Origin of the sequence: Mycobacterium sp. E1747, from assembly GCF_001667775.1 — a bacterium.
In the GTDB taxonomy this organism is placed as follows: Bacteria; Actinomycetota; Actinomycetes; order Mycobacteriales; family Mycobacteriaceae; genus Mycobacterium.
Genome location: NZ_LZJI01000099.1, coordinates 1 through 12,776, shown reverse-complemented (window position 1 = coordinate 12,776; position 12,776 = coordinate 1). Strand labels below are relative to the sequence as shown.

Sequence of the window (12,776 nt, the reverse complement as noted above, 5' to 3'; positions counted from 1 at the left end):
CATGGTCACTCGAGTGCTGGTCGCCAACCGGGGCGAGATCGCCCGACGGGTCTTTGCCACCTGCCGACGGCTGGGCCTTGGCACCGTCGCCGTCTACACCGACCCGGACGCCGGCGCGCCCCACGTCGCGGAGGCCGATGCCCGGGTGCGGCTGCCCAACACCAACGACTACCTCAACGCCGAGGCGATCATCGCGGCCGCCCGCGCCGCCCGCGCCGACGCGGTCCATCCCGGATATGGGTTCCTTTCGGAGAACGCCGATTTCGCGGCGGCCGTGCAGCGCGCGGGCCTCACCTGGATCGGGCCGCCGGTAGACGCGGTGCGGGCGATGGGCTCCAAGATCGAGTCCAAGAAGCTGATGGCCGCCGCCGGGGTCCCGGTGCTCGACGAGCTCGACCCGGACACGGTCAGCGAGGCGCAGCTTCCGGTGCTGGTCAAGGCGTCCGCCGGCGGCGGCGGCCGCGGGATGCGGGTGGTGCGCCAATTGTCCGCGCTCGCCGGCGAAGTCGAAGCCGCCCGCCGCGAGGCGCAGTCCGCATTCGGCGACCCGACCATGTTCTGCGAGCGCTACCTGCCCACCGGACACCACATCGAAGTGCAGGTCATGGCCGACACCCACGGCACGGTCTGGGCCGTCGGCGAACGGGAATGCTCCATTCAGCGCCGGCACCAGAAGATCATCGAGGAGGCGCCCTCGCCGTTGGTCGAACGCGTACCGGGCATGCGGGACAAGCTCTTCGAGGCGGCCCGGCTCGCCGCCGAAGCGATCGGCTACACGGGCGCCGGGACGGTCGAGTTCCTCGCCGATGATGACGGCGAGTTCTACTTCCTGGAGATGAACACCCGGCTACAGGTCGAGCATCCGGTGACCGAGGAGACCACCGGGCTCGACCTGGTCGAGCTGCAGATCGCCGTCGCCGACGGCGACCGGCTTGACGCGGAACCACCTGTTGCGCAGGGACATTCGATCGAGGCCCGCCTCTACGCGGAGGATCCGGCCCAGGGCTGGCAGCCGCAGGCCGGCCGCGTGCATCGCGTCGACGTGCCTGCGGTCCAGTCGCAGTTCGGCACGCTGGGGCGCCGGACCGGCATCCGGCTCGATTCGGGCATCGTCGCCGGATCGACGGTGTCCATTCACTACGACCCGATGCTGGCCAAGGTCGTCTCGTTCGCGCCCACGCGCAAGCAGGCGGCGCTGGTGCTCGCCGACGCGCTCGCCCGCACCCGGCTGCACGGCCTACGCACCAACCGCGAGTTGCTGGTCAACGTGCTGCGCCACCCGGCATTTCTCGACGGCGCCACCGACACCGCGTTTTTCGACACGCACGGCCTGCAGCAACTGTCGGCTCCCCTGGCGGACGGCACCACCGTCCGATTGTCGGCGATCGCCGCCGCGCTGGCCGACGCCGCGCACAACCGCGCGTCTGCCGCCGTCCTGGGATCGCTCCCCAGCGGCTGGCGCAACCTGGCCTCCGGCTATCAGGCGAAGAGCTACCGCGACGCCGACGGCGGCGAACACCGGGTCGAATACCGTTTCACCAGAACGGGATTGCTGTTGGCCCACGACGAGGAGGTCCGGCTGGTCTCGGCCACGCCGGACCAGGTCGTGCTGGCCGACAGCTCCGGGGTGGCGCGCGGCTTCACGGTCGCGCGTTACGGCGACGACGTCTACATCGATTCGGCGCGCGGACCCGTCCATCTGGTCGCGCTGCCCCGCTTCCCGGAGCCGGGCTCGGCCGTCGAACAGGGTTCGCTGGTGGCGCCCATGCCCGGCAACGTGATCCGGATCGGCGCCGCGGTCGGCGACACCGTCACCGCCGGCCAGCCGCTGATCTGGCTGGAGGCAATGAAGATGGAACATACCATCACCGCCCCGGCCGACGGCGTGCTCGTCGAACTCAACGTCGGTATCGGTCAGCAAGTCGAGGTGGGCGCCGTCCTCGGAGTGATCGCAAGCGCGGCGCAGCCGGGCGCTGGGGGCACCTCCCGCTTGCGGGGGACGGGTCACGACCATCCCAACCTGGCAAGAGTGGAAGCGCCCCAAGCAGAAGGAGATCCAGCATGACCGACACCAGCTTCATCGAAAGCGAGGAGCGCCGGGCCCTGCGTAAGTCGGTGGCCGCCTGGGCCGCCAACTATGGCAGCGAGTACTACCTGAGAAAGGCCCGCGCGCAGGAGCACACCGACGAATTGTGGTCGGAGGCGGGCAAGCTCGGCTTCCTTGGGGTGAACCTGCCCGAGGAGTACGGCGGCGGCGGCGCCGGCATGTACGAGCTGTCGCTGGTGATGGAGGAAATGGCCGCGGCGGGCAGCGCGCTGCTGCTGATGGTGGTGTCGCCGGCCATCAACGGCACGATCATCAGCAAGTTCGGCACCGACGAGCAAAAGAAGCGCTGGATTCCCGGCATCGCCGACGGCACCCTTACGATGGCCTTCGCGATCACCGAGCCCGACGCGGGCTCCAACTCGCACAGGATCACCACCACCGCCCGGCGTGACGGCGGCGACTGGATCCTCAAGGGCCAAAAGGTCTACATCTCCGGCATCGACCAGGCCCAGGCCGTCCTGGTGGTGGGCCGCACGGAGGAGGCCAAGACCGGCAAACTACGTCCGGCCCTGTTCGTGGTGCCCACCGACGCTCCCGGATTCACCTACACGCCAATCGAAATGGAGCTGATCAGCCCCGAGCGGCAGTTCCAGGTCTTCCTCGACGACGTCCGGCTGCCGGCCGACGCGCTGGTCGGATCCGAGGACGCGGCGATCGCGCAGCTGTTCGCGGGCCTGAACCCCGAGCGGATCATGGGCGCGGCCAGCTCGGTCGGGATGGGACGGTTCGCGCTGGATAAGGCCGCCGATTACGTCAAGACCCGCCAGGTCTGGGGCACACCGATCGGCGCGCACCAAGGACTGTCGCATCCGTTGGCGCAGTGTCACATCGAGGTGCAACTGGCCAAGCTGATGATGCAGAAGGCCGCGACGCTTTATGACAGCGGCGACGACGCGGGCGCGGCCGAGGCGGCCAACATGGCCAAATACGCTGCCGCCGAGGCGGCTACGCGCTCGGTCGACCAGGCCGTGCAATCGATGGGCGGCAACGGACTGACCAAGGAGTACGGCGTCGCCGCGATGCTCGCCTCGGCCAGGCTGGGGCGGATCGCCCCCGTCAGCCGTGAGATGGTGCTGAACTTCGTGGCGCAGACGTCGCTGGGCCTGCCCCGGTCGTACTGATGGAAACGCTGGTCGACTACGCCGGTCCGGCCGACACCGGCGGGCCGTTCGCGCGGCTGACGCTGAACTCGCCCCACAACCGCAACGCCCTCTCGACCGCGCTCGTCGAGCAGCTGCATCAAGGCTTGCGTGACGCCGCGGCCGACCCCGCCGTGCGCGCGGTGGTGCTGGGGCACACCGGCAACACGTTCTGCGCGGGCGCCGATCTGAGCGAGGCGGGCGCGGGTGATCCCTTCGAAATGGCCGTCGCCCGGGCCCGCGAGATGACCGCGGTGATGCGGGCCATCGTCTCCTCGCCACTGCCGGTGATCGCCGCCATCAACGGGCATGTCCGCGCGGGGGGGTTTGGACTCGTCGGCGCGTGCGATATCGCCGTCGCCGGTCCGCGCAGCACGTTCGCCCTCACCGAGGCCCGGATCGGCGTCGCCCCGGCGATCATCTCGCTGACGCTGTTGCCGAAACTGTCACCGCGAGCCGCGGCGCGCTACTACCTGACGGGCGAGACATTCGGCGCCGACACGGCGGCGGGCATCGGGCTCATCACGATGGGTGCCGACGACGTCGACGCGGCGGTGGCGGCGCTGCTCGCCGACGTGGGCCGCGGTTCGCCCCAGGGGCTTGCCGCCTCCAAGGCACTGACCACGGCTGCGGTGCTGGAGGGGTTCGACCGCGACGCCGAGCGCCTCGCCGAAGAATCGGCCCTGCTCTTCATATCCGACGAAGCGCGCGAAGGCATGCTGGCATTTCTGCAGAAGCGCGCCCCGAGCTGGGCAGATTAGCCAGGTGTCAAACAAATCCCCGCGGGCCGACCTGCCGGCGCGGCGCAAGGTTGCAGTTTGACCAATCGTCTTGCACCAAAATCCGGACGTCGTAGGCTCGTGGGTAATGAGCAACTCTGCGCAGCGCGACGCGAAGGACACGCGCGACGAATCGTCGCGTGCGGCCGACACTGATCGCATCCAGCTCGCGCAGTTGCTCGCGTACGCGGCCGAGCAGGGCCGGCTGCAGATGAAGGACTACGAAGACCGCTTGACGAGGGCCTACGCGGCGACCACGTACGAGGAACTGGATCAGCTGCGCGCCGACCTGCCGGGCTCACAGATCAACCCGCGCCGTGGTGCCAAGCCGAACCCGGCGCCGTCCACGCTGCTGTTGGCGCTGTTGAGCGGCTTCGAACGGCGCGGCCGGTGGAACGTTCCCAAGAAGCTCACCACCTTCGCCTTCTGGGGCAACGGGGTGGTGGATCTGCGCTACGCCGACTTCACCTCCACGGAGGTCGAGATCCGTGCGATTTCGATCATGGGGGCGACCAAGATTTTGCTGCCGCCCGAAGTGAACGTCGAGATTCACGGCCGCGGTGTCATGGGCAACTTCGACCGCAGCGTCCTCGGCCAGGGAACCCCCGGTGCACCGAAGGTGAACATCCGCGGCTTTTCGCTGTGGGGTGCCGTCGGCATCGTTCGCAAGGCCCGCAGGCCCCGCGGCTAGCGTCAGCCGGGCACGTAGTCGAACTTATCGGGGTTGGGACCGTTCCTCCCCGCTTCGCCCTTGTCCAGGGCCGAGATCGCGTCCATGTCGGAGGCATCCAACTCGAAGTCGAAAAGCTCGAAGTTCTCTTTGACCCGCTCCGGGGTGACCGACTTGGGGAACACGATGTCGCCGCGCTGGATGTGCCAGCGCAACACCACCTGCGCCGCCGATTTGCCCCGCGCATCAGCGATGCGGTTGATCTCCGGATCGTCGAGCACCTTGCCCTGCGCGATCGGGGCCCACGCCTCGGTCGCGATGCCGTGCTCGCGTCCGTACGACCTGACCTCCGTGTTCGAAAAGTACGGGTGAAGCTCGATCTGGTTGACCGACGGGACGGTGTCGGTTTCGTTGGCGAGCCGCTCCAGGTGTGCAACTTGGAAATTCGAGACGCCGATGCTGCGCGCGCGCCCGTCGCGGGCGAACTCTTCGAAGACCTTCCAGGTCGAAACGAAGTCACCGTCGTAGAGCGTCGGCAGCGGCCAGTGAATGAGAAACAGGTCGACGTAGTCGGAGTCCAGGGCCTTCAGCGTCTCGTCGAAGGCGCGGCGCGCGTCGTCGGGCTTGTGGAAGCCGTTGTTGAGCTTGCTGGTGACGAACACGTCGGCGCGGTCGAGCCCGGCGTCGCGGATGCCCTGTGCGACTTGCTTTTCGTTGCCGTACATCTCGGCGGTGTCGATGTGCCGGTAGCCGATCTCCAACGCTGTCCTGACCGCCGCCGCGGTCTCGTCGGGCTTGATCTGGAAAACGCCGAAGCCCAGCTGCGGAATGCGCACACCGTCATTGAGTTCGATCGTTGGAACCTTGCTCATGCATCTCCTCCTTCTGGGTCCATGTACCCGCTGAAGCGGGCACCTATCCCTGGATCGACGATGGGCTAGCGGCGGCGCGAGCGGAGGTAGTCGCCCACCACGGCCGCGCCCAGGCCGTCGAGATCGGGCACCACGACGCGTCCCTCGACGCGCCGGGCGACTTGGTCGATGAAGCGCGCCAGGCCAGGGTCGCTGCCCAACCGGAAGATGGTGATCTGGGCACCGAGTCGCGCCATGTCATCGAACCCGCGCACGGTGTGGGCGATGGTGCGCGGGTGCGGCGGGTAATCGAAAAACACGGTCGTGCCGTCACCGTCGAAATCCTCCAGGTGAGCGGTGGGCTCACCGTCGGTCACCACCAGCACGACGGGCTGCGCGTTGGGATGCCGGCGCAGGTGTCGACCGGCCAGCGCGAGCGCGTGATGCAGGTTGGTGCCCTGCTCGTAGACACCCTCGAGACCCGTCAACTCGGCGGCGGTCACCGTGCGGGCGTACCGGCCGAACGCGATGATCTGCAAGGCATCCGAACGAAACCGGGTGCACACCAAGTGATTCAGCGCCAACGCCGTCTGCTTCATGGGCAGCCAGCGATTCTCCATCACCATCGAGAACGAGGTATCGACCAGCAGCGCCACCGCGGCCTGAGTGCGCGTCTCGGTCTCGGAGACCTCGACGTCATCGACGGTGATCTTCAGCGATCCGGCGGTGTCCTGGCTGGCCGTTCCCGCCTGTCGCAGCACCGCGTTGGTCAGCGTGCGCGAAATGTTCCACGGCTCGGTGTCGCCGAACTGCCAGGGCCGGGTGGCGCCGGTGAGTTCACCGGCCGCTCCGGCGCGCCGGTGGTCCCGCTCCCCGCGCCGCCCGGAAAGTTGTTGCGCCACATCGCGTAACGCTGTCTCGCCCAGCCTGCGCATGGCCTTCGGCGAGAGCCGCCACTGCCCGTCGGAGCCCCGGTCCAGAAACCCCTGATTGACCAGTGCGCGTTCCAGTTCGGCGAGCGTGCGGGCGTCGACGGCGGCCTGCTCGCCGAGTTGGCGTGCCAGCGCGTCGAGGTCGACGTCGTCCATGGTGGCGCCGGGATAGCTCTGCGACAGCTGCTCGGCCAACTGCTCCAGCTCGGCGATGTCCGAAATCGCCTGGGTGCCTTCTCCCATCCCGAACGGGTTGTCGCCGGAGAACTGTTCGGACCCCGTCCAGTCCTCTCCCGGCCGGGCGGCCTGCAGATGCGCGTCCAGCCGGTTCAACCCTTGCATCAGCGACGGCGACCCGAATGCCTGCTGCGCCAAGGCATCCAGCTCGGCCCGCTGGTCCGGGCTCAGGCTGTTGCGGAAGCGTTGCGCGGCCGCGGCGCGCTTGGCCAGCGAGTCCAGCAGCTCGTCGACATTGCGGGGGTTCTCCGGGAAGAACTCGCCGTGGTTGTCCATGAAGTCCTGGAAATCCTGCTGGGTGTCCTCACCGCGGGCATGCTTGTCCAGCAGGTCGTTGAGGTCGTTCAGCATGTCGTTGACTCGCTGACGGTCCTCGTCGGTGGCGCCCTCGAGGGCCTCCTTCATGCCGGCGAAACGCTGATCCAGCATTTCGCGGCCGAGCAAATCCTTGATCTGGTCGTACTTTTCGCGCGCCTCGTTGCTGCGCCAGTTGTAGTCGGAGAGCTCCTGAACGGCCTTGGCCGGCGACGCCGGCAGGGCGTCGAGCTGCAGTTCGCCGAAGCGGGCGTCGTCGTCGAGCGCGCGGGCCAGCTCCTTGCGCTCGGCCAGCACCGCCTCGTCGAGCAGCTTCTTGATCTCCTGCAGCGTCCCGTCCAAATTGTTGCGGCGCAACAATTCCCGTCGACGCCGGTTCGCCTCGGCCGCCAGCCGGTCGGCGCCGGGCGTGTTCTTGGTGCCGCGGCGCAACAGCTCGGATAGCGCGCGGCGCGGCGACGTGCCCGCCATGACGTCCTGCCCGATCTGCTCGAGAGCCTCGCGCAGATCCACCGGCGGGGCCAGCGGGTCGGGCCCGCCGGTGTACGCCGAGTAGCGCGAGGAATGGCCCCTCGAAACAGGCTTAGCCATAGACGGTTTGGCCCTCCCCGGACACCTTGTCGATCCGCTTGGCCAGATACAGCGCCTCCAGGGCGAGTTCCAGCGCCGCGGCGCGCTCGCCCTCTGACTGGGCGTTCACCTTAGCGGCGATCTTGTCCACCACCGGCAGCGCCGGAACCGCGGCCAGCACGTCCTTGGCCGACACCCGCTCACCCGTCGTAACCGCCGAACCGCCCTCGACCGCGGACACCAAGGATCCGACGTCGATGCCACCGAGCACCCGGGAAGCGGTGTCGGCCGTGGCGCGGCGGAGCAGGTGCTCGAGCACCGCCTGCTCGCGGCCTTCCTCACCGGACTCGAATTCCAGCTTGCCCCGCAGGACGTCAATCACCGTGCCGAGGTCGACGACGCGGGCCACCGGATCCGTCTCCCCCAACACCGCGCCGCGGTGGCGGGCGGCGGCCGCCACGGTCTCGGCCGCGGCGATCGCGAACCGCGCCGACACCCCCGAGCGTTGGTCGACGGAGTTGGATTCCCGGAGATACCGGGCGAACCGGGCGATCACCTGCATCAGGTAGTCGGGGACCTGCGCGGATAGGTGCGCCTCTTGGACGATGACGCCCACCTCGGCGTCGAGCTCCAGTGGGTAGTGGGTGCGGATCTCCGCGCCGAACCGGTCCTTGAGCGGGGTGATGATGCGGCCGCGGTTCGTGTAGTCCTCGGGGTTTGCGCTGGCGACCACCAACACGTCCAGCGGCAGGCGCAGGGTGTACCCGCGGACCTGGATGTCGCGCTCCTCCATCACGTTGAGCATCGACACCTGGATCCGCTCGGCGAGGTCGGGAAGTTCGTTGACGGCGACGATGCCGCGGTGCGCGCGCGGGATCAGGCCGTAGGCGATGGTTTCCGGGTCACCGAGGCTGCGGCCTTCCGCAACCTTGATCGGGTCGATGTCGCCGACCAGATCGGCGACGCTGGTATCGGGAGTGGCCAGCTTCTCGGTGTAGCGCTCGCTGCGGTGCCTCCACTCGATCGGCAGGTCATCGCCCAGGGTGGCGGCCTTGCGGATCGACTCCGGCGTGATCGGCGAGTACGGATGTTCGCCCAATTCCGCCCCGGCGATCACCGGCGTCCACTCGTCGAGCAGGCCCACCAGGGCGCGCAGCAGCCGCGTCTTGCCCTGACCGCGTTCACCGAGCAGGACGAAGTCGTGCCCGGCGATGAGCGCCCGCTCCAGCTGCGGCAGAACGGTGTCGTCGAAACCGAAGATGCCCGGCCATACCGCTTCCCCATCCGCGCCGTCGGCGAGACGCGTCAGCAGGTTTTCCCGAATTTCCTGTTTGACTCCCCGTTCACGATGGCCGGCGGCACGCAGCTCACCAACGGTGCGGGGCAGATTGCTGGGTGATGGCACCACTCCACGCTACGCGTTGCGTAATCGCCCCACGCGCTGAACGTTCAGTGGGCGAAGTGGCGGGCACCGGTGAGGTACAACGTGACGCCGGCGTTGGCTGCCGCCGCGGTCACCTCGTCGTCGCGCACCGAGCCGCCGGGATGCACTATCGCCTTGACCCCGGCGGCGGTCAGCGTCTCGAGCCCGTCGGGGAAGGGAAAGAACGCGTCCGAGGCCGCGACCGCGCCGCGGACCCGGTCGCCGCCCCTTTCCACCGCAAGCCGTGCGGCGTCCACCCGGTTCACCTGTCCCATGCCCACGCCGATGGTGGCGCCGCCGCCGGCGATCACGATGGCGTTCGATTTGACCGCACGGCACGCCCGCCAGGCGAAGACCAGGTCGGTCAGCGTGGCGGGGTCGGCCGGTGATCCCGTCGCCAGGGTCCAGTTCGCCGGATTGTCGCCGTGCGCGTCGAGCTCGTCGCGTTGCTGGACCAGCAGCCCACCGCTGATCGGCCGCAGCTCGGTGCCGCCGGTCAGCGGCTCGGAGGCCAGCAGCACGCGGATGTTCTTCTTGCGGGTCAGGGCTTCCAACGCCTCCGGCGCGTAGGCGGGAGCGATGATGACCTCGGTGAAGATGGTGCTCACGTACTCGGCCATCTCGAGGCTGACCTCGGCGTTGGCCGCGATGACCCCGCCGAAGGCGCTCAGCGGATCGCATTCGTGGGCCTTGCGGTGCGCGTCGGCCACCGATTCCGACGAGATGGCGATCCCGCACGGGTTGGCGTGCTTGATGATCGCGACGCAGGTCTCTTCGTGGTCGAAGGCCGCCCGCCAGGCGGCGTCCGCGTCGGTGAAGTTGTTGTACGACATCTCTTTTCCGTGCAGTTGCTCGGCCTGCGCCAGTCCCGGCCAGGCGCCGGGGTCGCTGTAGAGCGCCGCCTGCTGGTGCGGGTTCTCGCCGTAGCGGAGCATCGCCGTGCGAGTCCAGCTGCGCCCAAGCCATTTGGGGAACGCGGTCGGCGGATGCTCGGGCGCCAGCGTCGACTCCATCCAGCCCGCCACGGCGATGTCGTACTCCGCGGTGTGCGCAAACGCGAGCGCCGCCAGCTTCTTTCGCTCGGCGAGGGTGAAGCCGCCGTGCCGCACCGCGGCGAGCACGCCGTCATAGCCGCGCGGGTCGACGACCACCGCCACGCTGGGATGGTTTTTCGCGGCTGCCCGGACCATCGACGGCCCGCCGATGTCGATCTGTTCGACGCACTCGTCGATGCTGGCGCCGGAGTCGACGGTCTCGCTGAACGGATACAGGTTGACGACAACGAGTTCGAATGCGGCAACACCGAGTTCCTCGAGCGCCGCGGCGTGTTCGGGTTTGCGGAGGTCGGCGAGCAGGCCGGCGTGCACCCGCGGGTGCAGCGTCTTGACCCGCCCGTCGAGCACCTCGGGAAAGCCGGTCAGCTCCTCCACCCGGGTGACCGGAATGCCCTTATCGGCAATGGTCTTCGCCGTCGATCCGGTCGATACGATCTCGACGCCCGCGTCCGTCAGTCCGCGGGCGAGGTCGACGAGGCCGGTCTTGTCGTACACGCTGATCAACGCGCGGCGGATCGGCCGTTTCGCCGTCTCCGGCCAGTCGTCGGTGCTCATCGCTTGGTCGCCTTTCGTCCGATCGTCGCTGTTCTTCCGACCAGCGTCAGGCCTCCGGTCGCGATCTCGGCCACCACGTCCACCAGGAGCTTCCGTTCGGTGACCTTGATGCGTTCATGCAGGGTTTCTTCGCTGTCGCCGTCGAGCACCGGCACGGACTGCTGGGCCAAGATCGGCCCGGTGTCCGTACCGGCGTCCACCAGATGAACCGTACAACCTGTGACCTTGACGCCGTAGGCCAACGCGTCGGCCACTCCGTGCGCACCAGGAAACGCTGGCAGCAACGCCGGGTGGGTGTTGATGATCCGTCCGTAGAACCGCGAAAGAAACTGTGGCCCAAGTATCTTCATGAAGCCCGCCGACACCACCAGGTCGGGTGAATGCGCGGCCGTGGCTTCGGTGACGGCCGCGTCCCAGGCGGCGCGGTCGGGGTGGTCGCTGAGCCGGGCGGTGAACGTCGGCAGCGCCGCCCTCGCGGCGATCTCGGTGGCCAGGCAGTCGCGGTCGGCGCCGACGGCGACCACGCGGGCCGGGTACTCGCCGACGGCGGCGTCGAGCAGGGAGCTCAGCAGCGACCCGGTGCCCGATGCCAGCACTACCACCCGTGCCGGCGCACTCGGGGGCACATGGAGCGGTTCGGCCACAAGCAGAGAGCCTAGTGGCAGCTACTCGTCGGACTCGCGGTTGGTCGCGCTCGGCCCCGCGCCGTGGGGCGGTGTCGCGTCGTCGTCGTCGCTCATCGATGCATCGTCATCGCTGACCGGCGCGCCGTCCGCGTCCACGTCGTCGTGGTCGGCCGGCGACTCGTCGTCCGGCTCGGCCGCCGGCTCTTCAAAGACCTCCGCAAAGTCCGCCGGTTCTTCCGCGGCCGGCACGGGCTTGCGCCGTCGGGGCCGAACCCTGATGCCGCCGCTCATCACCAGCGTGATGCCGCCCACGACCGAGAACCAGAAGAACACCCCGACCAACAGGGCGCCCTGGTCGACGCCGACATCGCCGAAGTTGCCCAGCCGGCCACTGCCGCCGTACGCCAGCAGGCACATCGCCAACGCGCCGGCGACCGATGCGACCAGGAGCTTGCCCAGCGCCGGGATCAACGGCAACGCGCGTCGGGCGCACTGTTGTCCGACCGCCACCCCAGACGAGGCGCCGATGATGAGCAGGGCGACCCACACCGGCCCGAGCGGCGGCCTGGGCACCGCGGCCAGGATCGGCAGCGCGGGGATGTCGCCGCCGAAGACGGTGAACGAACTGAAGGTCGCGAAGCCGAGGTGAGCGCTGGACCCGACCGCCATCGCCGAGGCGCCGACGATGACGTTGGGCGCGTACAACGTCGACAGCACCGTGAGGCTGAATTGGCCGAATATCGACTCGGTGATGCCGTAGAGGTCCTGCATCGTGGCCCAATGCACCACCAGCGAGGCCGCGGTGACCAAGCCGGAGAGCCCGAACAACGCCAGCACCCCGGCGGACGCGGCGCGCAGCGCATCGCCCAGCCACAACGGCAGGGGCGACGCCGCCAACGCCCGTCGTCCCACCCGCGACCACAGGCCGAACGCGGCGCCGATCGTGTGCACCACCAGCACGCTGGCGAATGCCCGCAGGGCACTGGGCGTTTGCAGCTCGGTGATCACCGACGACGCGTCGTGGATGACCGCCAGGGCGATCGCGGCGATCAGCAGGGGCCCGCCGAGCGCCGACGCGACGACCCACCGAATCACCAGCCACGAGGAATACGGCGAGATGGCGCGGGCCGTGCTGCGCGCGGTGGCCCAGATCATCAACAGCACCGGCAACAGCGGCATCACGCCCAGCTCGCGGCCGCCGATCGAGACCGGCACCTGGTGCACGCCCAGCCACATGCTCGCGATCGCGCCCAGCGCGCCGGTCATGTCGCTGTTGGCGATCAACAACTGCAGCAGTGTGACCGCGGCGATGACGACCAAGGCCACCACCGCCGGGCCGAACCCGACCCGGACAAGGTCACGCGCTTGGCGAGCGCCCGCTGGCCGGCTGTTTTCCACCCGTGTCACTCTCGGCGCACGTCCCGACTTAGGCGCGCAGGCCGCACCGCAATCGGGGCCCCAACAGTCCGCGCAGCAGGGGCCGTCCACGCCACCCACCGGCTTCCCCAGCTTCAGCC

Annotated in this window: 10 protein-coding genes; 4 read left to right on the top strand and 6 right to left on the bottom strand. The window is 68.9% G+C overall.

Features of this window, described 5'->3' with window-relative positions:
- Position 1: 1 nt before the first annotated feature.
- From A5695_RS10305 to A5695_RS10290, 4 genes are all read left to right on the top strand, one after another.
- A complete protein-coding gene (locus A5695_RS10305) occupies positions 2–2,065 on the top strand; it encodes a biotin carboxylase N-terminal domain-containing protein (RefSeq protein WP_082945977.1) in 2,064 nt (687 codons plus the stop codon).
- Positions 2,062–3,228 (top strand): acyl-CoA dehydrogenase family protein, encoded by a 1,167-nt coding sequence (locus tag A5695_RS10300; RefSeq protein ID WP_068080624.1) that lies wholly within the window; start codon positions 2,062–2,064, stop codon positions 3,226–3,228. The genes A5695_RS10305 and A5695_RS10300 overlap by 4 nt, the downstream gene beginning before the upstream one ends.
- Positions 3,228–4,007 (top strand): enoyl-CoA hydratase family protein, encoded by a 780-nt coding sequence (locus tag A5695_RS10295; protein WP_068080621.1) that lies wholly within the window; start codon positions 3,228–3,230, stop codon positions 4,005–4,007. Before A5695_RS10300 ends, A5695_RS10295 begins: the two co-directional genes overlap by 1 nt.
- Positions 4,008–4,113: 106 nt before the next feature.
- Positions 4,114–4,716 carry a DUF1707 domain-containing protein gene (locus A5695_RS10290; protein WP_068080618.1) on the top strand — a complete coding sequence of 201 codons (603 nt, stop codon included), beginning with the start codon at positions 4,114–4,116 and terminating at the stop codon, positions 4,714–4,716.
- A gap of 2 nt (positions 4,717–4,718) precedes the next feature.
- On the opposite strand, the gene A5695_RS10285 is transcribed toward A5695_RS10290, so the two are convergent.
- The 6 genes from A5695_RS10285 to A5695_RS10260 form a co-directional block, all read right to left on the bottom strand.
- Entirely contained in the window at positions 4,719–5,567 is an 849-nt protein-coding gene (locus A5695_RS10285) for an aldo/keto reductase (protein WP_068080615.1), read from the bottom strand.
- Positions 5,568–5,632: 65 nt separating this feature from the next.
- Complete coding sequence (locus A5695_RS10280) at positions 5,633–7,621, bottom strand: VWA domain-containing protein (RefSeq protein WP_068080612.1); 1,989 nt, start codon at positions 7,619–7,621, stop codon at positions 5,633–5,635.
- A complete protein-coding gene (locus A5695_RS10275; protein WP_068080609.1) occupies positions 7,614–9,008 on the bottom strand; it encodes an ATP-binding protein in 1,395 nt (464 codons plus the stop codon). Before A5695_RS10275 ends, A5695_RS10280 begins: the two co-directional genes overlap by 8 nt.
- Before the next feature lie 41 nt (positions 9,009–9,049).
- Complete coding sequence (purH, locus tag A5695_RS10270; protein ID WP_068080606.1) at positions 9,050–10,633, bottom strand: bifunctional phosphoribosylaminoimidazolecarboxamide formyltransferase/IMP cyclohydrolase; 1,584 nt, start codon at positions 10,631–10,633, stop codon at positions 9,050–9,052.
- Entirely contained in the window at positions 10,630–11,277 is a 648-nt protein-coding gene (purN, locus tag A5695_RS10265; RefSeq protein WP_068080603.1) for a phosphoribosylglycinamide formyltransferase, read from the bottom strand. The genes purH and purN overlap by 4 nt, the downstream gene beginning before the upstream one ends.
- Before the next feature lie 21 nt (positions 11,278–11,298).
- On the bottom strand, positions 11,299–12,657 hold the full coding sequence (locus A5695_RS10260; RefSeq protein WP_068080600.1) for a DUF6350 family protein: 1,359 nt from the start codon (positions 12,655–12,657) through the stop codon (positions 11,299–11,301).
- Positions 12,658–12,776: the final 119 nt, after the last annotated feature.